Origin of the sequence: Streptomyces sp. V2I9 (genome assembly GCF_030817475.1) — a bacterium.
In the GTDB taxonomy this organism is placed as follows: domain Bacteria; phylum Actinomycetota; class Actinomycetes; order Streptomycetales; family Streptomycetaceae; genus Streptomyces.
In genome coordinates, this window is sequence record NZ_JAUSZJ010000002.1 from 4,300,416 (window position 1) to 4,324,713 (window position 24,298).

Annotated in this window: 16 protein-coding genes and 1 pseudogene; 12 read left to right on the forward strand and 5 right to left on the reverse strand. The window is 71.4% G+C overall.

Features of this window, described 5'->3' with window-relative positions; translation table 11 throughout:
- The first annotated feature begins 3 nt into the window (after positions 1–3).
- Positions 4–675 carry a potassium-transporting ATPase subunit C gene (locus QFZ71_RS19150; protein ID WP_307669406.1) on the forward strand — a complete coding sequence of 224 codons (672 nt, stop codon included), beginning with the start codon at positions 4–6 and terminating at the stop codon, positions 673–675.
- 193 nt (positions 676–868) lie between these two features.
- Positions 869–1,066, forward strand: coding sequence for a hypothetical protein (locus tag QFZ71_RS19155; protein WP_307669407.1), 198 nt, complete (start codon positions 869–871; stop codon positions 1,064–1,066).
- Positions 1,067–1,229: 163 nt separating this feature from the next.
- Here the strand turns inward: QFZ71_RS19155 and QFZ71_RS19160 are convergent, their stop codons facing one another.
- The gene (locus QFZ71_RS19160; RefSeq protein ID WP_307669408.1) at positions 1,230–1,670 is read right to left on the reverse strand and encodes a hypothetical protein; all 441 of its coding nucleotides are present in this window, start codon (positions 1,668–1,670) and stop codon (positions 1,230–1,232) included.
- Positions 1,671–1,690: 20 nt separating this feature from the next.
- On the reverse strand, positions 1,691–2,203 hold the full coding sequence (locus QFZ71_RS19165; protein WP_307669409.1) for a hypothetical protein: 513 nt from the start codon (positions 2,201–2,203) through the stop codon (positions 1,691–1,693).
- Positions 2,204–2,490: 287 nt separating this feature from the next.
- Between QFZ71_RS19165 and QFZ71_RS19170 the strand changes: the two genes are divergently transcribed.
- The 6 genes and pseudogenes from QFZ71_RS19170 to QFZ71_RS30475 all read left to right on the forward strand — a co-directional run.
- On the forward strand, positions 2,491–3,363 hold the full coding sequence (locus tag QFZ71_RS19170; RefSeq protein WP_307669410.1) for a helix-turn-helix transcriptional regulator: 873 nt from the start codon (positions 2,491–2,493) through the stop codon (positions 3,361–3,363).
- A 3-nt stretch (positions 3,364–3,366) separates the two neighbouring features.
- A complete protein-coding gene (locus QFZ71_RS19175) occupies positions 3,367–3,576 on the forward strand; it encodes a DUF397 domain-containing protein (protein WP_307669411.1) in 210 nt (69 codons plus the stop codon).
- An 84-nt stretch (positions 3,577–3,660) separates the two neighbouring features.
- Positions 3,661–3,870 (forward strand): DUF397 domain-containing protein, encoded by a 210-nt coding sequence (locus tag QFZ71_RS19180; protein ID WP_307669412.1) that lies wholly within the window; start codon positions 3,661–3,663, stop codon positions 3,868–3,870.
- Between the two features lie 84 nt (positions 3,871–3,954).
- Positions 3,955–4,164 (forward strand): DUF397 domain-containing protein, encoded by a 210-nt coding sequence (locus tag QFZ71_RS19185; RefSeq protein ID WP_307669413.1) that lies wholly within the window; start codon positions 3,955–3,957, stop codon positions 4,162–4,164.
- 269 nt (positions 4,165–4,433) lie between these two features.
- On the forward strand, positions 4,434–4,904 hold the full coding sequence (locus QFZ71_RS19190; RefSeq protein ID WP_307669414.1) for an NUDIX hydrolase: 471 nt from the start codon (positions 4,434–4,436) through the stop codon (positions 4,902–4,904).
- Positions 4,905–4,977: 73 nt separating this feature from the next.
- Positions 4,978–5,295 (forward strand): annotated as a pseudogene (locus QFZ71_RS30475) (glycosyl hydrolase family 28-related protein); the annotation flags it as partial.
- Positions 5,296–6,236: 941 nt separating this feature from the next.
- On the opposite strand, the gene QFZ71_RS19200 reads toward QFZ71_RS30475, so the two are convergent.
- Complete coding sequence (locus QFZ71_RS19200) at positions 6,237–7,631, reverse strand: glycosyltransferase (protein WP_373465129.1); 1,395 nt, start codon at positions 7,629–7,631, stop codon at positions 6,237–6,239.
- Between the two features lie 529 nt (positions 7,632–8,160).
- Here QFZ71_RS19200 and QFZ71_RS19205 point away from each other — a divergent pair.
- The gene (locus QFZ71_RS19205) at positions 8,161–8,985 is read left to right on the forward strand and encodes an RNA polymerase sigma factor (protein WP_307669416.1); all 825 of its coding nucleotides are present in this window, start codon (positions 8,161–8,163) and stop codon (positions 8,983–8,985) included.
- Positions 8,985–10,136 carry a hypothetical protein gene (locus tag QFZ71_RS19210; protein ID WP_307669417.1) on the forward strand — a complete coding sequence of 384 codons (1,152 nt, stop codon included), beginning with the start codon at positions 8,985–8,987 and terminating at the stop codon, positions 10,134–10,136. The genes QFZ71_RS19205 and QFZ71_RS19210 overlap by 1 nt, the downstream gene beginning before the upstream one ends.
- Before the next feature lie 222 nt (positions 10,137–10,358).
- On the opposite strand, the gene QFZ71_RS19215 is transcribed toward QFZ71_RS19210, so the two are convergent.
- Positions 10,359–11,405, reverse strand: coding sequence for a L,D-transpeptidase family protein (locus QFZ71_RS19215; protein WP_307669418.1), 1,047 nt, complete (start codon positions 11,403–11,405; stop codon positions 10,359–10,361).
- A 241-nt stretch (positions 11,406–11,646) separates the two neighbouring features.
- Between QFZ71_RS19215 and leuE the strand changes: the two genes are divergently transcribed.
- Positions 11,647–12,378, forward strand: coding sequence for a leucine efflux protein LeuE (leuE, locus tag QFZ71_RS19220; protein WP_307669419.1), 732 nt, complete (start codon positions 11,647–11,649; stop codon positions 12,376–12,378).
- 72 nt (positions 12,379–12,450) lie between these two features.
- Here the strand turns inward: leuE and QFZ71_RS19225 are convergent, their stop codons facing one another.
- Positions 12,451–14,418 carry a tachylectin-related carbohydrate-binding protein gene (locus QFZ71_RS19225; RefSeq protein ID WP_307669420.1) on the reverse strand — a complete coding sequence of 656 codons (1,968 nt, stop codon included), beginning with the start codon at positions 14,416–14,418 and terminating at the stop codon, positions 12,451–12,453.
- 165 nt (positions 14,419–14,583) lie between these two features.
- On the opposite strand from QFZ71_RS19225, the gene QFZ71_RS19230 reads away from it, so the two are divergent.
- Positions 14,584–24,297, forward strand: a complete 9,714-nt coding sequence (locus tag QFZ71_RS19230) for a LamG-like jellyroll fold domain-containing protein (protein WP_307669421.1) — start codon at positions 14,584–14,586, stop codon at positions 24,295–24,297.
- Position 24,298: the final 1 nt, after the last annotated feature.

Consider the following 24,298-nt stretch of genomic DNA (forward strand, 5'->3'; position numbering starts at 1 on the left):
GCCATGACCAACACCTCCGTCAGCAGCACCGCGCGCGTCCTCGGGGCGGGCCTGCGTGCCTTGCTCGCCCTCACCCTCGTGTGCGGGGTGATCTACCCGCTCGCCGTGACCGGCGTCGCCCGGACGCTGTTCCGCGACCGGGCCGACGGCTCGGAGACCAAGGACGCGAGCGGGCAGGTCGTGGGCTCGTCCCTCATCGGCCAGCGCTACGACCTCCCGCCGGAGAAGGGAGAGGAATCGCCCGCTCCGGACCTGCGGTGGTTCCAGCCGCGTCCCTCCCACGGCCTCGGGACCAACAGCGTCAACACCCGGTACGCGCTGATCCTCTCGGGCGCGACCAACCGCTCCGGCGACAACGAGGAGCTGATCGGATGGGTGAGGGACGCGAAGGCCGCCGTGGTGAAGGACAACTCCACCGCCACGTACGAGGTCCGGCCGTCCGCCGTCCCGCCCGACGCCGTCACGTCGTCCGGCTCCGGCCTGGACCCGCACATCTCACCCGCGTACGCCGCACTCCAGGTCCACCGGGTGGCCGAGCGCAACGGCCTCGGCGTCCGGCAGGTCGAGCGCCTGGTCGAGGACCACACCACCGGCCGCCTGCTGGGCTTCATGGGCGAGCCCCGCGTGAACGTCCTCGAACTGAACACGGCGCTGCGGGACGTGATCCGGGGCTGACCGGCCCGGCCGGGCCGCGCGACCGCCACGGCCTCGGCCCGGGGGCCGGGGGCTCCTGCGGAGCGCGGCCGTCCAGATCCGGCCCCGGCCTACGCGGCGCCCGACTCCAGGGCCACGGTGTCTCCTGCTGGGTTGCCCGGCCGCTTCGTCCGGATCACTTCCGTCGGCCGAGGTTGTCGTTGAGGATGTACGTGTGACGACTCATCGCATCAGTGCTCTGATCTCGGTCTTCGGTGTCTTCGCCGGCATCCTGTTGCTTGTTCTCGGCATTCGGGAGTACCGCTCCGGGGCCTCGGTCCTGTGGCTCGTGTTCGGAGCCCTGGCCTCCCTCGGCGCGGTGCACGCGCTCGTGGTGGACGTACGGCGGCTCCGCACCGGGCAGGCCGGCTGAGAGTGGTGCATGCCGTTCCGGCCCCCGCCGCCGGACGTTGTTCGCGTGTGGCGGCGGCTGACGCGGAGGGGGCGCATCGAGCCGTTGTTCCCGGGGCGGACACCGCGGCGGGATGGCCGGTCACGGGATCACCGGGAAGTGATCGGCGCGATTGTCTGCACGCTCAGGGATCGTCGTGGTCGCCGCCGGACGGGTCGTCCCTGGAGGTGCGCCGCCGGGCCTCGCGCTGTGTCCGCTCATGGAGCAGGTCCTGGAGCGGGTCCCTCACGTGGAAGCTGTGGTTGCCGGGGTGGCCGTCGAAGAGGCTGCACCACTGCCGGTAGCCCTCCCTGACGTGGTGGAGCCTGGCGGGGCACAGGGGGAGGGTGGTGAACCGGTGATGGACGCGGAGGCCGCCGTCGTTCCCGGTCCACAGGAACCACAGACCACGGGGAGGCTGCGTCTCAGCGGTCCACAGGTGTGCGGTGTGCTCGGTCTCGTCGGTGTGTTCGCCCAACTCACAGAGGACGAAGTCCATGTCCGCGAGGTGGTCGACCGCATCGTCGGGCCCTCCTCGCATGCCGAGGAGGGCGACGAGCGCTTCGCCGGCGGGGAGCGGAGTCACGGCGGTGCATTGCAGCAGCACTACGGGTCGTTTCTGTCGGAAGCCGGAACGGCGGGCCCCTGGGCGATAGGGCCGACCGGCACCATGGGCGCCTGGCGGTCGGGGGCGGTCCTGTTCAGCGAGGCCATGGGCGTGCGGACGGGAAGCGCTGCGCCGTCGCCCGCCAGGTGCTTGCGGTGCTCGGCCACGAGCCTGCGCAACAGCCGGGCCAGGTCGCGGACGTACGACCAGGCGGCGAACACGAGGCAGCCGTCGGCGGGCCCGTTGCCGAGCAACTGATCGGCCTCCAGCCACGAACCGCGCGCCTCGACACCTCCGCCGTCCCGTACGGCCGCGGCGAAGAGGGCGACCTGCCCCCTGATCAGCCGCGTGTAGTCGTCGATCTCCGTGCGGGTGGTCGTCCCGAGCTTGAGGCCGAGGGCTCCGTCCGCCGCCCGGTCCGCTTCTTCGGTGTCGAGCGGCAGTTCGGGCCCGCTCGGGACGGCGTTCTCCGTGGGCGGCTTCGACGGTCGGCTTTCCGTGACTTCTGGCATGAGAGGGCTCCTGGCCTTCAAAGGCATGGGGGTGCGCACGAGTTGGAGGTTCGCGCTCCGCGACTGCGTCGCGCGCTCCATGAGCAACTGGTAGTAATCGTGGCATCGCAGCCAGTACCGTTGGAAGCGCCCCGACGTGATTCTGCGAGCGAGTTTTCACGTGAAGTGCCGTGCAGAAATGGTGCGTTGGCGACTTCGGGCGGGGCCTTCTGCGGGAGAGCAGAAGCGTCCTTGCGGGAGCGGGACATACTCCGTCACACTGGGTTACACGTACTGGGAGGCCGAAAATGATCACGGACGCAGAGGCTGCGACTCCTGCCCTCTGTCGCCTCCAGTTAGGCCGTGAGCTCCGGCGACTGCGGCAGGGAGCGAACCTCACGTCCACGCAGGTGGTCCGCACCTTGTTGTGCAGCCCTTCCAAGCTGACGCGGCTGGAGCAGGGGGACAACGCGGTGGTCGAGCCCGCCGACGTCATGGCCCTCTGCGAGATCTACGGGGCCGACCACGAGACGCGGGCCGTGCTGGTCGGTTATGCGGCGGTGACCAAGACGAAGAAGGACTGGTGGCAGTCGCCCGAGTACAGGCCGGCCATCCCTCCGAGCTTCAAGGCGTTTCTCGCTCTCGAAGCGACCGCCGATGCTCTGCACGACTACCAGGCCGAGTTCGTTCCGGGGCTGCTGCAGACCGAGGAGTACGTCCGGGCCATCCATGAGCGAGCCCACGAGGGCCTGTCGCCCGACGAGATCGACCGTGTCGTCGCGGTCCGTATGACGCGACAAGAAGCCGTGCGCCGGGACACTCTTCCACTCAAGTCCGCGTCGATCATCAATGAAGCCGTGCTGTACCGGCAGGTCGGAGGGGCGGCTGTGATGCGGGCGCAGCTTGAGCACTTGGCGGAAATGGTGTCTCACCCCTCCGTGACCCTCCAGATCGTGCCCTTCAAGGCCGGAGCGCATGCGGGCATGAACGGCGCCTTCACCTTGCTCCGCCTCGCGGACGCGCAACCGATCGTCTACCTGGAGAACCTGGGCGGGGCGTCCGTCACCAGGCGACCGGGGAGCGTGCGGGTGTACGAGGAGGCGTTCACGGACCTCCAGATTCTCGCTGTGGGGAAACAGGAGTCCCTCAGCATGATTAGCAAAGCGATCAAGGAGCATTGATTCATGAACGTCAACGCCGTGCTGACCGGGGCCGAATGGTTCACGTCGAGTTACAGCAACGACCAGGGCGGTGCGTGCGTCGAGGGTGCGCGGTTGGGCGGGGTGGTGATGGCCGTGCGGGATTCCAAGGACCGTGAGGGCGGCACTTTCCTTTTCCGGGCCGCCTCGTGGGGCGTCTTCGTCGACGCCGTCAAGAAGGACGCCCTGATCTGACGTCTGGCCCGGCCGGGCCAGACCGTATCGCCGGAACAGCAGCCGCTCAGCATGATTAGCAAAGCGATCAAGGAGCATTGATTCATGAACGTCAACGCCGTGCTGACCGGGGCCGACTGGTTCACGTCGAGTTACAGCAACGACCAGGGCGGCGAGTGCGTCGAGGGTGCGCGGTTGGGCGGGGCGGTGATGGCCGTGCGGGATTCCAAGGACCGTGAGGGCGGCACTTTCCTTTTCCGGGCCGCCTCATGGGGCGTCTTCGTGGACGCCGTCAAGAAGGACGCCCTGATCTGACGTCTGGCCCGGCCGGGCCAGACCGTATCGCCGGAACAGCAGCCGCTCAGCATGATTAGCAAAGCGATCAAGGAGCATTGATTCATGAACGTCAACGCCGTGCTGACCGGGGCCGACTGGTTCACGTCGAGTTACAGCAACGGCCAGGGCGGCGAGTGCGTCGAGGGTGCGCGGTTGGGCGGGGCGGTGATGGCCGTGCGGGATTCCAAGGACCGTGAGGGCGGCACTTTCCTTTTCCGGGCCGCCTCGTGGGGCGTCTTCGTGGACGCCGTCAAGAAGGACGCCCTGGTCTGACGCCGAGCCCCACCGGCCCTGTCCACCGCCGATGTGCGGGGGCCGGTGGGAGCCGAGGCCGTACGCCTGGCCCCGGTGCTTCGGCACCTCGGGCACCGGTGCCCGGCTCGCCATTGGGCGACAGCGCCGCCACCGCCTCCCCCGCCGATAGCCGATCTCGCCTGCCGTACGGAGTCTCCCGAGGCGGTTGACGGACCGCTCGGCGTGGTCGTGCCCTCCACGGCGACGAGTCGTGACGACACGAGCTGGGCTGCCCGACGCCACGTCATATGGGTGTGTCGATCACGGACTTGGATACTGTCCGACCTGACCAGCACACCCGAAGCCACCATCGCGGTCCCGTTCCGCCGGATCAGGATCAGGGTGGGGGCCTGGTGTTCTGCGGCGAAGACGTCGCCCTCATCCGCCGCGATCGCCCCGGCTCCATCCACTACACCCCGCCCGGCGGCAACGTCGAGCACGGCGAGGATCTCGAAGCGGCCCTCGCCCGCGAACTCGCCGAAGAGCTCGACCTCGATATCGGCCAAGCAGCAGGCGGGACGACCTCATGTGGGTCGTCGACCAGCGCATCACCCGCCCTCTCCCGCCCGCACCGGCACAGGCTCCTCTTGATGGGCGTCTCCTTGATCGCTACGATCCGCTTTCCATCGTTCGCGTGTGGTGGTGACTCCCGGCCCGGACGTGGCGGACGTCCGCCACGCGGGGGGAACAACGCATCGAAGGGCCGTCACGTTGAGTAAGAGTGCTGATATCTCGCGCCGCAGAGCCATGTTCGCCGGAGCCGCCACCGGACTGTCCGGCGTCGCCCTCGGGATGAGCGCGAGCCCCGCCGTTGCGGCCGAAGGTGACACTCCCTTGGACTGGTTCAACGTCAAGGACTACGGCGCGGTGGGGAACAGCGCGGGAGACGACACCGCGGCCATCCAGGCGGCCATCGATGCTGCGGCAGTCAAAGGCGGAACCGTCTACTTCCCCACCGGCCGGTACATCGTCAAGCCCACGGCCACCGGCCCCGCTCTGACGATCACCGGCGACGGGGTACGCCTGGTCGGCGCCGGCAGCAAGGCCGCGACGCTGGTGAAGGGAGCGCCGGGCCTCGTCCTGCGCATAGCGGGCATCCGGACCGACTCCAAGGGCGAGAAGCACCGCCGGTACTGCTCGATCCAGGACCTCGGCTTCGACGGCAACGGCCGCACCGGTGTACTCCTTGAGCTGTACTACGCCAACAACTGCTACTTCCGCGACGTCTTCATGACGAGCAACTACGACATATGCATCGACGCGGTGGAGTTCTGGGACTCCCGCTTCTACAACCTCGTCATCGAAAAATCCACCGGCCCCGCCGACAGCAAGGCCCACCCCAATATCTGGCTGCGCAATGCCTCGGCCACCAGCGGCTGGGGCTACAGCGAGGACAACAACAACCAGATCCACTTCACCGGCTGCCGCCTGGAAGGCTTCGGAACCGGCGCCCTGTGGATCACCGAAGGCGTCGTGAAGGGCCAGAACCCCAACGGCATCTACATCACGGACTGCAAGTTCGAGAGTTCGTACATGCAGGGCGGACCCCACATCAAGGTGGACGCCTCGTGCAAGCACATCCACGCCCGTAACATCTACGCCTTCGCGGGCAAGTTCGCCCAGGACTACACCCCCAAGGCGCAGACCATCATCAACTGGGCGCCCCGAGCCAGCTCCCTGCAGGACGTCCTGATCGCCAACGGCTCCGTCGCCACCGTCAGCTCCGGTGTGGAGCTCTACTCGGGCCCCGGCTCGACCGCGGTCCTGAGCAACGTCGTAGGCCTGTACGGCACTGCCCCCACCGGCGCCCACATCTGGTACGCGACCAGCACCGGCGACTTCCGCGTGGAGAACTCCTACGGCGACGTCGGGGTCCAGGCCCAGGGCAGCATTCCCGCCAAGAACCAACCCCAACCCCCCGCTGCGCCTGATCGCCGGCCCCGTCAGCGACGCCTCCTTCACCCGTCCCCCCGCAGACGGAACCCTCGCCGTCGACACCACCAACAAACGCCTCTACGTCAGGCTTGGCGGCACCTGGTCCTGGTCCCCCCTCAACACCTGACAGACACCCCACCTCTCTGCCTCCCGCCTGGCAGCGCCCCTGCACTGCCAGGCGGGAGACGCATGAGAGGACGGCGGCGCCCATCAGCTCTCCCTGAACACGCCGTACAGAGCTCCGAGGCACCATGGCCAGGGACGAAGGGGAACCACTCCTGCGCGCCCGAGTCGGACCACATCGCTGCGGACAGGATCACGTCCACGAGCCTTTCCGCAGCGTCCGGGCGACCGTGGGCCCTGGCCGCTGCGGCCATCGTGCCCCGGCGCTCCGGATCGTCGAGGAGCGGGCCGACCGCCTCGCGCAGGTGGCCGCCGGTGACCTCGCCGAGGAGGGCGACCGCTGCCCCGGACTCCTCCAGGTGGCGGGCGTTGTGGGCCTGTTCGTTCCCGGCCGACGTGGCGAGCGGGATGAATACGGCGGGCTTGCCGAGGGCGGTCAGCTCGGCCAAGGTGCCCGCGCCGCTGCGGGAGATCACCAGATCGGCCAGGGCGAGCACGTCCGGCAGCTCCGGCCCGACGAAGGCCGTGAGGTGGTAACGGGTAGCGAGGGCCGCAGGCAAGCCCGCGGCGCGAGTGGACAGCGCCTCCTGGTGGGCGGGGCCGCACTGGTGCACCACGTTGGCGCGTTCCAGTAGCCACGGCAGTTCGCCGCCGACCACGTCGTTGATCTGCTGTGAGCCTTGCGCGCCTCCGGTGACGTACACCGTCGGAAGGCGTCGGTCGAAGGCGTGGAGGCCGAGGGCAGTCACTGCTTTGTCCGGGTGGCCGGTCAGGATCTCCGGTCGTACGGGGTTGCCGGTGACCACCGCCGCCGACCGGACGCTCTCCGGCAGGAGCGGCAGGGTCGACTCCGAGGACACGGCGATCCGCGCGGCGGAGCCGGCGAGCTTCCGATTGGCGAGGCCGAGGCGGACGGTCTGCTCGTGCAGGACCAGCGGGACCCGGCACATCTTGGCGGCGAGCCCGGCCGGCACGGCTACGTAACCGCCCGTGGCGAGCACGACGTCCGGCCGGAAGGCGGAGACAGCGCTGCGTGCCCGGGCGACCCCGAGCGGCACGCGCGCCATGTCCCGGACGTTGGCGGGCGACACCATTTTCAGCGGGTTCGCGTGACGCCGGATCTTGCCCGTGGCCACGGTGGTGAACGGGATGCCCTCTGCGCTCGTGACCCGGGCCTCCAGGCCCTCCGCCGTGCCGATCCACAGGACGTCGAGGGTGCGGCCGGAAGCGGCCAGCCGTGCCTGCAAGGTGCGGATCGCGGTGAGAGCGGGGTAGGTGTGGCCGCCGGTGCCGCCTCCCGTCACGATCAGGCGGAAGACGGGCGTCTGCTGAGGCGCGTTGTTCACGCCGGGCACTCTAGTGGCTGCAGTCCGGTGATCGTTCGCCATGGCTCTCGGCGTCGGAGACGCCTGGGTCGCGCTGGCGGACAGGCTCTTCGCGTCGGCGGCCTCTGGTGCCGAACGGAAGTGCCGGGAGCTTGTCCTGAGGTCACGCGGTGACTGAGCGCAGACAGGTCAGGTGAGCACCGGAAAGCGCTGGTCACTGAAGTATCCAGCGTTCAAGAACGTGTACACCCGGAGGGATTCCCTGACGCGTTGGTCACGCCGTTGGTCATGGATAGGCCGGCTGATCCACAAAGCGCCTGGTCGAGCGACCACATGCTTGGAGCGACGACCGGGGCCGCCACCCCCCACAGGAGAGGCCCCGGCCGTCTTCCACGGGGTCGCAGCACGACCCCGTACTCATCTCTGCGCCATGACGGCGTTTTCTGTCACACCCGAGAGCCCCCACGGCGAATTGTTGTGAGTTGTACAAGTCATGGACGCGGCCCCCGCCGAGCACGTAGCGTGCTGGTTCGCGCAGGGTTGCGCAGCAGTTGACCAGCTGCGGACAAGGACGTCAGGGCGGGTACAGGGAGTGCTGGGGGACGACGCGGAGCTGACTGCCGCGGTGCTCGCGGCGCAGGACGGGGACGAGGACGCCTTCCGTGCTGTGTACCGCGCTGTGCAGCCACGGCTGTTGGGCTACATACGGACGCTGGTCGGGGACTCGGACGCCGAGGACGTGGCGTCCGAGGCGTGGTTGCAGATAGCGCGCGACCTCGACCGCTTCAGCGGGGACGCCGACCGGTTCCGGGGCTGGACCGCCCGGATCGCCCGCAACCGGTCTCTGGACCATCTGCGGATGCGCAGCCGCCGCCCCGCCATCGCCGGGGACGAGACCGAACTGACCGCGCGCCCCGCCGAGTCCGACACCGCGGGCGACGCCATCGAGGCACTGGACACCGACCGCACCATGTCCCTCATCGCCCAGCTGCCCCAGGACCAGGCCGAGGCCGTCGTGCTCCGCGTGGTCGTCGGGCTGGACGCCAAGAGTGCCGCGCAGACGCTCGGCAAGCGGCCCGGCGCCGTCCGCACCGCCGCCCACCGCGGCCTCAAGCGGCTGGCCGAACTCCTCGGCGCCGAGCAGCCCGGACGGACGGCGACCAGCCCTGGCGCCGGAGCGGCCCCCCCGGCGCACCGGCCCGGCACCGGGGCGCCCGCCGGCGGCGGCCTGGCCGACGCCGGTGCCCCCGTGGACGGTGCGCCGCCTCCCGCCCGGGGGGGCGAGGACGATACGGACGACGGAGCCGGGCTCGGCGCGGTGCCCGCCCAGCGGCCCGGCCGGGGCGGTCCGGCCGCGCCCGCCGGGGTCACTCCCGGTGTGACGCATTCGCGACCGTGGACGCAGAAGGACATGTGATGGCCGACGAGCACTACGAGTGGCTTGACAAGGACGCGGCGGAGAGACTGCTCCGCGGCGAACCGGTCGTCCCCGTCGGCGACGAAGCCCGCACCGACGCCTTCCGGCTCGCCGAAGCGCTCGGCGCGGCCCGCGAGGGGCTGCGGCCGCCGGCGGGTGACCTTCCCGGTGAGGACGCGGCCCTCGCGGCGTTCCGCGAGGCCGGCCACGGTACGGGCGTTGACCGGCTCGCCGGCCGTGCCGCCGGCGCCGCCCTGCCCGGCCGCCCCGGTCTGCTGCCCGCCGTCCACCTCGGCGCCGCCCCCGGCGCCCCGGTCCGCCGTCCGCGCTGGAGCCGGCCGGTCCGCTTCGGGCTGGTCGCCTCGCTCGCGGGCTGTGCGCTCGGCGGGGTGGCGGTCGCCGCCGGTACGGGCGTGCTCGCCGGAAGCTTCGGCGGACCGAACTCGCCCGCGCCCGCCACCTCCGTATCGGCGGCCGCTACGCCGGGGCCGCTGACGTCCGGTGAGCCCGGCGGCGACCCGTCGCTCCCGGCGGACCCGTCCGCACCCGACGGCCCCGATTCCTCCTCCGCGCCCGAGGCGCGGGAGTCCGGCGGCCCCGATGAGCCCGAAGGGGCGCACACCGACGAGGCCGGCCGGGATCCGGGCGACGACCGGCCGGGCGGCCAGGACCTGCCCGGCGGCGACGGCCGGGAGCGGACGGCCGGGGGAGGCGGCGACGAACGGCCGGCCGCGTCCGGCGGCTCCGGCGGCGACCATACGGACACCGGGGACTGGTACGAGAAGTCCGTCAAGGCGTGCAAGGCGTTCCGCAACGGCACGCTGGACGAGCGGAGCCGGCGCCAGCTGATCCAGTTCGCCAAGGGCGAGGAGAACCTGGAACGCTTCTGCGACCGCATCCTCGACGGGGACGGCGGGGACGGCGGGAGCGGCGACCACGGCTCCGGCGGCGGCCACGGCTCCGGTGGGTCCGACGGCGGCGACGACGATGACGACGGACCGAAAGCTCCGGGCGACGGAGGCTCCCTGCCGCCCGTCTCCTTCCACCCCGTACCCCGCTCCGCCGCGGCCCCGGAGACGGGGGCGGGCGCGGACGCCGGGGCGCGGGCGCTCCCGGAGAGCGACGGCCCGGTCGCCGTACGCGCGCGCTGAACCGTCGTGCGGGCCTCCCGCAGGCGCCCGGACGGTCAGGTGTGACGTTTTTCGGACGCGGGGCGCAGTACAGAATGCCGACTGGTCATCGGCCGCGCGACGAGCCGGGGTTCCCCCCGTACCTTCGGCTCAGCGCATCGGCGCGGGCGGGACACGTTCCCCCTGTCCCGCCCGCGCCCTCTCCCTCCACCTCGTCCTCCGCACCCGGCCGCCCGTACCGGATCACCAGGAGACGACGACCTTGTCGCCGTTCTTCACCTGGTCGAACAGGGCGGCGACCTTCTCCTTGTCCCGTACGTTGACGCACCCGTGCGACGCGCCGCCGTAGCCGTTGGCCGCGAAGTCGGCGGAGTAGTGCACCGCCTGGCCGCCGCTGAAGAACAGCGCGTACGGCATCGGGGTGTCGTAGAGCGTGGACACATGGTTCCGGGACTTCCAGAACACCTCGAACACGCCCTCGCGGGTGGGCGTGTACTCCGAGCCGAAGCGCACGTCCATCGCGGAGACGACCCGGCCGTCGATCATCCACGCCAGGGTCCGGCTCTTCTTGCTGATGCACAGGACCCGGCCCGTCAGGCAGCGCTTGTCCGGCGCGGCCACCGGCCGCTCGGTCGGCGGTCGCAGCTCGGCGGCGGTCGGCGTCCGGGTCATGGCCAGCAACCGCTTCCAGGTCACCTCGTCGGTGCTGCCGGTGGCCGCCAGGCTCCGTGCGGCCTGGAACGACCGTACGGCGTCGGCGGTGACGGAGCCGTAGTACCCGGTGGGGTTGCGCCCGAAGTGGCCGATCTGCCGGAGCCGGGCCTGGAGTTCCCGTACGCGGTCGCTCTCCGCCCCGGTCCGCATCAACACGCGCGGCGGCGGGGCGGTGCTCGGCTCCGGAGCCGGCCGGGCGGTCGTCGGGGCCGGGGCAGGAGTGGCGGTGGATGCCGAAGGGCTGGGCGGCGGAGCGGTGCTCGGCGTCGCGGCCTCGGTCGCGGGGGCGGTGCGTGCGGGGGAGGGGGCGGCCGGCTGCACGTTGCGCGCCCCGGTGGCGGTGCCCGGCTCGCACCCGGTCGTGAGGGCGGCCAGCGCGACGAGCGACACGGCGGCGACGCGACGGCCCGGCGGCCGGACGGCCCGCTCCCGCCTTCCAGGTACCGCGCCCTGGTGCCGGACGGCCCGCTCCCGCCCCTGAGGGATCGGGTCCGGTGGCGCGGCCGCCGGTCGCGCGCGGCCCGCGCCCGAGTCCCCCGGTCCCCGGCCGTCCCACCCGTTGCCCGTGCCCGCCATCGCTCCGCCCCCTGGCTCACCCGTCGGTCCGGTGCCTCCTGTACGGATTCCCGCCCGGCCCGGTCCCCGAATCCTCCGTCGTACGCGAGCGGTGCGTCCAGACCCCCGCCCGCACGCCCCGGTGATCATGGCCGAGTCAGGTCCGCAGGGGGAGCCGTCCTTTCCGGGTGGCGCCGAGTGACGTATATCGCCTGGTGAAACCCCTGGACGGCGTCCCGTACAGGCGTGCGAGACTCCGTCCATGCTGGGTGTCACCGATCTTCCGACGTACCTCGCCGGTCTGGCGCTGATCGTTCTTCTGCCGGGACCGAACTCGCTGTACGTGCTCTCCGTCGCCGCCCGACGCGGCGTGCGCACCGGCTACACGGCCGCCGCGGGCGTCTGGACCGGGGACGCCGTGCTGATGACGCTCTCCGCGCTCGGCGCGGCCTCCCTGCTCCAGACCACGCCCCTCCTCTTCGCGGTCGTCAAGTACGCGGGTGCGGGCTATCTGACCTGGATGGCCATCGGGATGCTGCGGGCGGCCGTCGCGCTGTGGCGCGAGAGGCACCGGCGGACGGCGGAGCTGGTGGAGTCGGTCGAGGCGGCCGGAGCGGCCGGGACCGCCGGGGCGGTGGAGACTGCGGGGGCTTCCGGGGCTTCCGGGGCCTCCGGGGCCGCGGCCGGGCCGGTCGAGAAGCCGTACCGCCGGGCGCTGTTGGTCAGCCTGTTCAACCCGAAGGCGATCCTCTTCCTGATCTCCTTCTTCGTGCAGTTCGTCGATCCCGGCTACGCCTACCCGGCCCTGTCGTTCCTGCTGCTCGGCACGCTGCTCCAGCTCGCCAGCTTCGCGTACCTCTCGGTGCTGATCTTCGGCGGCACGCGCCTGGCTGCCGCCTTCCGCCGCCGCAAGCGGCTGTCGGCGGGGGCCACCTCGGCGGCCGGCGTCCTCTTCCTCGGATTCGCCGCCAAGCTCTCACTCACCAGCGTGTAGCCGGGAGCCGGGAGCCGGGAGCCGGGAGCCGCCGGCCGGGGCGGCGGGGTGCGCGCCGCCCCGGCGGTGCGGTCAGTCCCCGGAGGGCCGGGGCAGGACGCCTGCCGTGAACCGGGGTGCGGTGTTCGCGTCGCTCGTGGCGGCGCTCCGGGCGAAGCCCTGCTGGACCTGGTAGATCCGGGTCTGGTTGTCGGCGGTACGGAAGACGTACGCCCAGGTCGGGCCGGAGCTGTTGGTGTACGCGAAGGTGGTCGGCGCGGTGGCGGAGGCCTCGAAGGACGCCTGCTGCCAGGCCCGCCAGGAGCCGCTGCCCTGGACGGTCTCACCGGTGTTGTGGATGAAGCCGTCGGTGCCGCGTGCGGTGATCTCGGTGAGGCCGGTCAGCGGGGAGATGACGGCGCTCGGCGGGCCGTCGGCGCTCAGGCCGCCGACCGTGTCCCAGGCCCCGAACGCCCCGTTCTCCGTGGACTGGGCCGCCGTGATGACGTGGCCCTGGCCGTCGTTGGCGAAGACCCGTATGCGGTAGCCGGGGTAGACGACGACCGAGGGGGTGTCACTCACGTTCTGGGCACCGAGGCCGCTCCACGCGGTGAGGGAGCCGCTCTCGGCGAACCGGGCGGTGGAGAGCGTGCCGGTCGTGGTGGTGGCGAAGAGCTGGATGCCGTCGCGGACGGTCACGGCCTGGAGCGGACCGGCCAGGCCGGTGCCGGTCAGCCGCATCCACCCCATGAAGTCGACGTTGGGCCGCTGCTGGACGCGGTACCAGGGCGAACCGTCGGCGGCGACGGCGAACTGGACGAGGAGCCCGCCGGGCGTCCTCGCGGTGACCGGGCGGTGGGCCATGGCGCCCGCCAGGTCGACCCAGTTGTTCCAGTCGGCGCCGGCCTTGGCGGTCTGCGTGCGCTGCCAGATGCTGCCGGAGGTGTTCTGCGCGGTGATGACGACCCGGCCGTCGCTGTGCTCGGCCAGGGTGGGGCGCCCGGTGAACGCCTCGTTGCCGGAGACGGTGGTCCACTGCACGCCGTTGAAGTCGGAGGGGTCCGTCATCCGTCCGTGCACCAGGCGGCCGATGTTGTCCGTGTAGGCGAACTCCAGCGAACCGGCGGAGGACTGGGCCGCCGCGGTGGGGGTGTAGTTCTCCGGCGGCGCGGCGGGGGACGGCGGGGTCGGGTTCGCGGTGAGCCGGCAGGCGTCCGGCGCTCCGGAGACGTTCGTGTAGTTCTGCCAGCCGCTCGCGGCCACCGTCTTCTTGTAGACGGTGAAGTCCCCGGTGTTCTCGTCGAAGCGGTAGTAGTGGGCGGCGCCCGCGGCGGTCACACCGACCAGGGTGTCACCGCCGATCGACGTGATCCCCTTGGTGTACTGGCGCCAGTCGGCGAAGCTCTCGACCACGTGACGCTCCAGCCAGCGCTGGCTGGTGAAGTCGTAGCGCGAGCGGTAGAGCCGTCCGTCGGTGGCGGAGCGGCCGTAGACCACGCCCGCGTCGGCCGCGACGATCAGGTCGTAGCGATCCCAGTCCTGATCGATGATCTTCCCGCTGTCGCCGGTCCACTTCTCGGTGGCGAGGTCGTACTTGTTGGCCCGCAGGTGGCCTTCGTGGTTGAGCACCCAGAGCCGGCCGCCCCGGTCGGCCGTGATCCGGTCACGGCTCGCCGCCCCCGCCAGCCAGCCGAAGTCCGGGCTGATCTTCTTGTGGTGGATGTCCCAGGTGCCGGAGGTCCGGCGGCTCAGGTACAGGCCGTCGGACTTGATGCCGTAGAAGCGCGCGCCGGGGCCGGCCAGCACCCGGCCGTAACCGTTCCACCCGGAGTCGATGGCCCCCGGAGCGTCAAGTGTCCCGCCGCTCAAGGGAGTCGGCATGTCGGTCCGGAGCAGCTTGCCGGCCGTGTCCACCGCGTACATGGGACCCGTGGGGGTGCAGGTGGCGGCCTCGGCCGCGTGCGCCGTACCCGGAAGGCCCACGAGCAGCGGGACGACGGTGGCCGCCGCCGTCAGCGCGCCGGCCCAACGTGCCTTCCGTCGTGTCGAGATGAGAGTCATGGGGTCGGACGCTAGGCGAGCTTCGGTGAACGGTGCGGTAGCCGCCAGGTGAATAGGTGCCGTCTGCAACCAAAGAGCGCGTGAACAGTCTGTGCCCGTCTCGACACACCTTCCCCACGCCGCCCAACATCAACTGGTCCGATCAGCCATGCACTTGGGGGACCCATGCCCACGTACCGAAGAATCGCGCGCCGTCTGCTGATGCGCCGTGCGGTACGTGGCCCCTGGGGCAAGGTCGTCGGACTGGCCCTGGCCATGGCACTCGCCGTCGGCTCCCTGGCCCTCGCCGCCACCGGGTTCCCTCTGCTGCCGGAGCGGCCCGCCCCCGCCGAAGGGCCCGACCAGCGCTGGGGGAGCGCCGAAGGGCTCGACCACATCGCGGGCGGCCCCGCCAATACCCGGCCGCCCGAGTCCCTGCGCGCGACCTATCCCCTCCGCGCGCCGAAGGCCGCCTCCCGTCCCGCCGTCCCGCGCAACCTCGCCGAGGTGGCCGAACCGCCCGTCCCGCGCGTCACCGGATTCGACGCCGGGACCAGCACGGAGATCGTCGCCGAGCGGGACGCGCGCAGCCGCACCTACGCCAACCAGGACGGCACGCGTACCACCGAGATATCCACCACGCCCATCAACTACCGGGATCGTGACGGTGGTTGGCGGGTCATCGATACGAAGCTCAGGGAGCGGTCCGGGGGTGTCCCGGCAGCCCGCCGCGCCACCTCCGGCACGCCGTCCGGCGGTTGGACCAGCACATCGGACTCCGTGGGCCTGACCCTGGCCCCGCGCGCCGACAGCCCCCGACTCGCCCAGCTCGTCCTGCCGTCCGGTGATTCCTTCGGCTACGGCCTCGACGGCGCCGCCGCCGCGCCGGGCAACGCCCGCGGAAGCCGCGTCCGTTACGAGAACGTCCTGCCGGACACCGATCTCTGGCTCGACGCGCAGGCGGGGGGCGTCAAGGAGACCCTGGTCCTGCGTTCCGCCGACGCACCCGCCGACTTCTCCTTCCCGCTCACCCTCCGCGGCCTCACCGCGACCGAGCGGGACGGCGGCATCGTCCTCACCGACGGCGACGGCAGGACCGCGGCCGTCATCCCGGCCGGATTCATGACGGACGCCCGCGGGGCCACCTCGTACGCCGTCCGCTACCGCCTCGCCGACCGCGACGGCACGCGGACGCTGCACGTCAGCGCCGACCGCGACTGGCTCACCGACCCGGCCCGCGCCTTCCCCGTCCAGCTCGACCCCTCCGTCGACACCGGCACGGCCTCCACCTCCATGTACGTCAGGGACGGCGGCCCCTCCGTGGTCGGCTCCGGGGAACTCCACACCGGCCGGGGGCCCGGCGGCGCCACCCACTCCTACCTGGGCTTCCCCGGCCTGGACGACAAGCTGCGCCACCACCGGATCTTCGGGGCCCAGCTCCAGCTCGTGAACTTCGACTCCGCCTCCTGCAAGCCCCGCCCGGTCTCCGTCCACCCCGTCACCCAGGCGTGGGCCGCCGGGACCGGGACCTCCTATCCGGGCCCCTCGGTCGGCGGCGCGCTGGCGACGAAGTCGTTCGCGTACGGGCACATCGCCTTCGGCGGGTCGAGCTCCGCCTGCCCGCCGGCCGGGGAACTCTTCAACCTCGGCAAGGCCGGCCGCGACCTGGTCCAGCGCTGGACCGACGGAACCCAGCCCAACTACGGTCTCTCGCTGCGCGCCTCGGCCACCGACCCGCTCTCCTTCAAGAAGTTCACCGGCCACGCCAGCGCCAACCCGCCGAAGCTGTACGTCACCCACTCCCCGTACAGCGCCACCTACTCCTTCCCCAAGCCGGTCCCCGACCCGCCGGTGCTCCAGAACCAGGCCGGCAAGATCAAGGTCACCGTCACCAACACCGGCGCCGAGACCTGGACGCCGAGCGGCTACTACCTCGCGTACCGGGTGTACGACGCCAAGAGCAGGCTCGTCACCCAGCAGCGGTCCGCCAACCTCACCGGGAACGTGGCGCGTGGCGGGAGGACGACGCTGGAGGCGACCATCAAGGCGCTCCCACCGGGGGCGTACCTGCTCGACTTCACCATGGTGCGCACCGGCGGCACGGTCTTCACCGACGAACAGGTGCCGCCCGGCCGGCTCACCCTCCAGGTCTTCGACATCGCCCCGGTGGTCAAGGAGCAGTTCCCGCCCAACGGCTACCAGGCGCAGACCCTCACGCCCCAACTGTGGGCGAGCGGTGTCGACATCGACGCGCCACCGGGCTCCGCCCTCCAGTACAAGTACGAGATCTGCGAGGCCGGCAAGGACGGCGAGCCGACGGCCTGCACCACCTCCGCGTACCAGACCTCCTCCGCCTACCCGGTCCCGGCCGGACGGCTCACGTGGGGCACCACCTACCTCTGGCGCGGCTTCGTCAAGGACGCCTCCAACGAGGTGCCCACCGCCCGGGTCGCCCTGGTCGCGGCGGTGCCGCAGCCGGAGATCACCTCCCGGCTCTCCGCCACTCCGGGCAAGGAGTTCGACCCGAACGCCGGCAACTTCACCTCGGCCGCCATCGACGCCACCATCACCTCGGTCGGCCCCGACCTCGGCCTCGTCAGGACCTACAACAGCCTCGACCCACGGCGCGACCTCGCCTTCGGAGCCGGCTGGTCGACCCGCTACGACATGCGGCTCACCCCGGACGACGACGGCAGCGGCAATGTCGTCATCCGCTACCCGGACGGCCAGGACGTCCGCTTCGGCAAGAACCCGGACGGGAGCTTCGCCCCGCCGCCCGGCCGCTTCGCCAAGCTGACCCTCGACACGGCCGCGGGCACGTACCGTCTCCAGGACAAGTCCGGCACCCTCTACGAGTTCAGCACCGGAGGTCTGCTCGCCCGGATCACCGACGCCTCCTCCAACGTGGTCTCCTACACCTGGTCCGGCGGGAAGATCCAGCGCGCGGTCCACGCCCGCAGCGGCCGTTCGCTCACCTTCACCTGGACCGGCGCCCACGTCACCTCCGTGTCCACCAACCCGGTCGACGGCGCCCCGCTCACCTGGACGTACACCTACACGGGCGATGTGCTCGACCAGGTCTGCGACCCCACCGGCGGCTGCACCCGCTACGCCTACACCTCCGGCAGCCACTACGGCAGTACGGTGCTCGACGCCCGCCCCGCCTCCTACTGGAAGCTCGGCGAGAGCGAGGGCACGGCGGCCGGGAGCGCCGTCGAGGCCAACCTCGGCAAGGACCGGGGCACCGCCACCGACGTCACCCTGAAGGCGGAGGGGGCCATCACCGGCGATCCGGGCACGGCGGCCGGGTTCAACGGGTCCACCTCACGCATCACCCTGCCCTCCGGCACCCTCAAGAAGAGCCGGGACCTGGCGGTCGAGGTGTGGTTCAAGACGCCCGCCACCGGCGTCGGCGGCCCCCTCGTCGGCTACCAGGACAAGGCCTGGGGCACCGCGCCCGGCGTCGGCGTCCCCGCCCTGTACGTCGGCGGCGACGGCAAGCTGCGCGGCCAGTTCTGGACCGGCACCGCCACCCCGATCACCGACACCACCAAGAACGTCAACGACGGCAAGTGGCACCACGCCGTGCTGTCGGCCTCCGGCACCACCCAGAGCCTCTACCTGGACGGCAGGCTCTCCGGCACCCTCAGCGGCAAGCAGCTGACCGCGGGCGACCTCACCCACAACCAGATCGGCGCCGCCCGCGTCCCCGCCCCCGCCTCCTGGCCGGGCTGGGGCACCGCCGCCGCCCGCTCCTTCGCCGGCACGATCGACGACGTCGCCGTCTACCACCACCCGCTGGGCGCCCCGGCCGTCGCCGCCCACCACCGCGAAGGCACGCGGGCCGCCGACGTCCTGACCCGGACCACGCTGCCCTCCGGCCGGATCGCCTCCGAGGTGGCCTACGACACCGCCCGCGACCGGGTCCGGGAGTACACCGACCGCAACGGCGGCACCTGGGAGATCGGCACGCCCGCGGTCTTCGGCGACGACGACGACCTGCGGCGCACGGTCGAGGTCCACGATCCGGTCGACTCCCCGTACTTCTACGAGTACGACGGCCTCACCTCGCGCATGCTCCGCTACGGCGAACCGATGGCCCTCGGCGCCCGCGAGTCCCGCCCCACGCCCTCGCCCACCGGCAGCGACCCGCCCGGCCAGATCTGCACCGAGCCCGACCCCGGCGACCCGGCGTTCTGCACCAACCCGCCCGGTGACGGCGGCGGCGAACCCGACTTCATCCGGCACCCCGCGGACGGCGTCGCCATCCGCCTCTTCACCTACGACGACCAGGGCAACCAGACCGGCATCACCAGCGAGAACGGCGACCAGGTCACCCTCGGACACGACGACCGGGGCAACGTCGTACGGCGCACCACCTGCCGGACCAAGGACGACTGCCAGACCGCCTACACCCATTACCCGGCCCCGGCCGGGGACCTGGACCTGCGGTCCGACCAGCCCTCCGCCACCCTCGACGGCCGCTCCTCGGGCCCGACGGACACCCGCTACCGGACGCGCTACGAGTACGACGCGCGGGGGCTGCTGACCCTCCAGACGGCGGCGGACGGCGGCACGGTCAGGAACACGTACACCACCGGCGCCGAACCGGCGATCGGCGGCGGCAACACCCCCACCGGTCTGCCGCTCACCACCACCGACCCGCGCGGAAAGACCACCCGCTACCAGTACTTCTCCTCCGGCGACCTGGCGCGGATCACCGAACCCTCGGGGCTCGTCACGCAGTTCACGTACGACGCGCTGGGCCGCAAGCTCACCGAGACCGAGGTCTCCGACGCCCACCCCGCCGGCGTCACCGTCACCCTGGCCTACGACAAGCTGTCCCGGCTCGTTTCCACCACCGAACCCGCCACGACCAACGTCGTCACCCTGGCCCGGCACCAGCAGCGCACCGTCACCGCGTACGACGCCGACGGCAACACCGTGCGCACCGAGGTGGGTGACGTCCTCGGCGGCGACGCACCGCGCTCCATGACCTTCGAGGCCGACGAGCACGGCCGCCCCGCGAAGGCGGTCGACGCCGAGGGCAACGAGACCTCCTACGGCTACGACTCCCTCGGCAACCGGACCTCGATGGTCGACGCCAACGGCAACCACTTCCAGTACGTCCACACCGCGCGCAACATGATGGCCGAGGTCCGGCTGCGGGACTGGGACGACGACGGCGGCGACCCCGAGTACACCGTCCTGCAGTCCTACGCCTACGACAGGGGCGGCCGGGTCGTCCGCAACACCGACGCCATGGGCCGGACCGTCCTCTACGAGTACTACGGCGACGACCTGGTCAAGTCCCTGACGCTCAAGGACTTCCGCGACCCCGACGGCACCCGGCGGGACATCGTCGTCGAGGCCAACACCTACGACGGCGCCGGCAACGTCCTCACCGAGAGGGCCTACAACGGCAGCGTCGTCACCGAGTACACCTACGACGAGGTCGGCCGTACGCGGTCGGAGGTGACCGACCCCGGCGGCCTCGCCCGCCGGACCACCTTCACCTACGACCTCGCGGGCAATGTCACCACCACCGCCTCCAGCGGCTCGCCCTCCAACGTGCCGTGGCCGGTGAGCGCCACCCCCGAGACCGTCCGCTACGTGTACGACCAGGCGGGCAACGTCGAACAGGAGACCGTCGAGAACGGCACCGAGGGCCGCACCACCCGCTACGCCTACGACCAGCGCGGCCTGGTCACCTCCCGCACCGACGCCGGAGGCCACCGGACCGACTACGGCTACGACGAGACCGGCCGCCCCCTGTCGGTCACCGCGCCCCCGGTCGGCACGGAGTCCGGGGGCGGGGCCGCCACCATCTCCCGCCCCACCACCTACACCGGCTACGACACCTTCGGCTCGGTCACCGAATCCGTCGACGCGCTCGGCAACGTCAACCGCACCGTCTACGACCGGCTGGGCCGCTCCGTCAGCGCCACCGCCCCCGCCTACCGGGCCCCCGGCGCCACCGGGACCGTCACCCCGACCACCGCCCGCACCTACGACGCCCTGGGCAACGTGCTCACCGAGACCGACCCGCTCGGCCGGACCACGGAGTTCACCTACGACCGGCAGAACCGCCTCCTCGCCAAGGACGTGCCCGTCGGCGAGGGCGACGCGCGCGCCAGGTGGTCCTACACCTACACCCGTACCGGCGAACTCCTCACCGTCACCGACCCCACCGGCGCCCGTGCGGAGAGCACCTACGACGACCTCGACCGGCCCGTCACCACCACCCGCATCGAACGCAAGCCGCAGCCCGGAGCGTTCACCACGCGCAACGAGTACGACGACGCCGGGAACATCGTCAAGCAGACCTCGCCCGGCGGCGGGGTGAGCCACTACACCTACGACAAGCTGGGCCAGCTGCTGCGGATGACCGACCCGGCCGGGGTGGTCAGCCAGTACGGCTACGACCTGAGCGGCCGCGAGGTCCGCGCCACCGACGGCATGGGCCGCACCTCCGCCAAGCTGTACGACGCGCTCGGGCAGTTGCGGCAGGACTCCGACCTGGACGCGACCAACAGCCCGCTGCGCAAGGTCGACTACGGCTACGACACCGCCGGGAACCTGACCTCCGCCACCGACCCCCGCGGCCGCACCACCCGCTACGCGTACGACGCGCTCGGCCGGCTGAGCAGCCAGACCGAACCCGTCTCCGCCACCGAATCGATCACCACCTCGTTCGGCTACGACGCCCTCGGCAACCGGACGCGCTACACCGACGGGCGCGGGAACCGGACGTTCTACACGGTCAACACCCTCGGTCTGCCCGAATCGGTGATCGAACCCGAGACCGCCCGCCACCCGGCGCCCGAGGACCGCACCTGGACCACCGCGTACGACGCCGCGGGCCGGCCGGTCGAGGTGACCGCACCGGGCGGGGTGGTCCGGGAACGCGCCTACGACCGGGCCGGGCTGCTGACCCGCGAGAGCGGCAGCGGCGCCGGGGTCACCACACCGGAGAAGACCTTCGGCTACGACGCGGTCGGCCGCACGACCAGGGCCTCCACCCCCGAGGGCGACAACACCTACGCGTACGACGACCGCGGCTCGCTGATCTCGGCGGCCGGGCCGTCCGGCGACGCCACGTACACGTACGACGCCGACGGGCAGCTCACCTCGCGCACCGACGCGGCCGGCACGGCGAACTTCGGCTACGCGCGCCGCCAGCTCGTCTCCGCCACCGACCCGCTCACGGGCGGGGCCCAGACCTACCGCTACGACGGTTCGGGGGCGATCAAGGAGATCGGCTACGGCGCGGGCCAGTCACGCTCGTTCGCGTACGACGCGCTCGGCCGCCTCGACACGGACACGATCAGCAGCAGCACCGGCGGCACCATCGCCTCCGCCGACTACGGCTACGACGCCGACGACCACCTGACCTCCAAGAAGACCACCGGCACCGCGAAGGCCGGGGAGAACACATACGGCTACGACGACGCGGGCCGCCTCACCTCCTGGACCGCGGACGGCGCCACCACCGAGTACCGCTGGGACAAGAGCGGCAACCGGACCGGCAACGGGGAGAAGACGGCCGCCTACGACGAACGCAACCGGCTGCTCTCCGACGGGGACTACACCTACAGCCACACCGCACGCGGCACCCTGGCCACCCGCACCAGCTCCGGGCTGACCGAGGAGTTCACCTTCGACGCCTTCGACCGGCTGACGAAGGCGGGCGAGTCGGGCACCGCCTACACGTACGACGCACTGGACCGGGTCGCGTCCCGCAACGGCGCGGAGTTCTCGTACGCCGGCTTCGCACCGGACCCGGTCAAGGACAACAACTCCACCTACGGCCGGGGCGCGTCCGACGAACTGCTCTCCGTCGCCGAGGGGACCGGCGCGGCGCAGCTGACGGTCACCGACAAACACGGGGACGTGGTCGGGGACCTGTCGGCGACCGACGGCTCGGCGACACGGCTGACGGGCTCGGCGGCCTTCGACCCGTTCGGACAGCGCTCCGAAGCCACCGGGGCGGAGCCCGGAACGGCGGGCAACTCCGGGTTCCAGGGCGACTGGACCGACCCGGACACCGGGCAGGTGAACATGGGGGCGCGCTGGTACGACCCGGGCACCGGCGTCTTCGACTCCCGCGACTCCTACACGTACGCCTCCGGGGCCTCGGTCCTCGCCAACCGCTACACCTACGGAGCCGGGTCCCCGCTGGACTACTCCGACCCGGACGGGAACTGGCCGAGCTGCATCTTCTGCAAGAAGACCTTCAACAAAGCCCTGAACAAGATCAAGGGGAACAAGTACGTCCGGGCGGCCGTCAAGACCGCCAAGTACGTGTACAAGGCGGTCTCCTACGTCGTCCGCAACCCCATCTCCGCGCTCAAGAAGGCGGTGAAGTTCGCCGGCAGGGTGGTCAGCAGCCTCGCGCGGAAGTCGGGACTCACCCAGATCTGGAACGCCGGCGTACGGGCGGTGAAGAGTCTCGGCCGGACCACCGGGGTCACCGAATGGGCCCGGCAGAAAGCCGCGGAGGCCCGGAAGAAATACCACGAAGTACGGGCGCAGATCACCCGCAAGGCCCGAGCTGCGGCCGACTTCGTCGCCAAGCACAACCCGGTGCCCGCCATCATGGCCGCCGCCAAACCCCTGCTCGTCGTGGCCGTGGCGGTCGTGACGGCCGACCCCAACCTCCCGGCGATCCTCGTCGGCGTGGCGAACAACGTGATCGCCGACGTGGCGAAGGCGGCGGACGACATCCGGGCGGCGGTGGTCGCGGAAGTCGGAGCGGTCGTCGAGACCGTCCGGGACGCGGTGGACTGGGGCGCGGTCTGGGACGGGGTGAAAACCGTCGGCAACGTCGTCGGCGAGGTCACCGGGTTCAACGACATCCGCGACTGCGTCACGACCGGCGACATGGAGGCATGCGCCTGGGCCGTGGCCACGGTGGCGGGCCTGGCGCTCGGCGGCGCGGGCGCGGGGGTGGTCCGCGCGGCCAAGGCGGGGCGGATGGCGGCGAAGGCCGCCGAGTACGGCAAGAAGATCGAGAAGGCGAGCGACACCGTCGACCGGGTCGAGTCCGCGGTGGAGTGCACCCGGCTCGCCTCGGACCTGGCGGGCAACAGCTTCCTCGGCGGCACCGAGGTGGTGATGGCCGACGGCACCCGGCAACCGATCGAGAAGGTGAAGGCGGGCGACGAGGTACGGGCCACCGACCCGACGACCGGCAGGACCTCCACCCGGGAGGTCACCGCCACGATCACGGGCAAGGGCCTGAAGGAGCTGGTCCGCCTCACCCTCGACACCGACGGAGACCGCGGCGACGACACGGAGACCCTGACGGCCACGGCCGGCCACCCCTTCTGGGTCCCGTCCCTGAGCACCTGGCGGACCGCCGGCGAACTGGAACCGGGCCAGTGGCTGGAGACCGGCTCCGGCACCCGCGTCCAGATCGAGGCGGTCTCGGCGTGGACGCAGCGGGCGGCGGTGTACAACCTGACCGTCGACACGGCGCATACGTACTATGTGGCGGCGGGGGCCACGCCGGTCCTGGTTCACAACTGTGGTCCCGACACGCCGGTCAAGCTGTTCCGATCCCCTCAGAAGGGAAATCGTGCTTCAGAGGCTCGCGGGCTGAACCGGGACAACCACACGGCGACTGATGCGAAGGGACGCAACTTCGCCTACCTGGGGGATTCGCACTCGGTGGTGCGGCAGTATGCCGGCCAAGGTGTTTACGAGGACGGGTACCACGCGTTCACGATGAAGCCCGGATTCCTGGACGAGTTCCATCCCAGCGCCTATCGCCGATTCCACGACAATAAGGGCGGACTTCAGTGGATTATCGAAGATGCGGATTTCGATGACTTCAACTCCTTCATCGATCATGACAAGACCGAATGGGTGCGCTGGAAAAAGGGAGTCGATTTCTGAG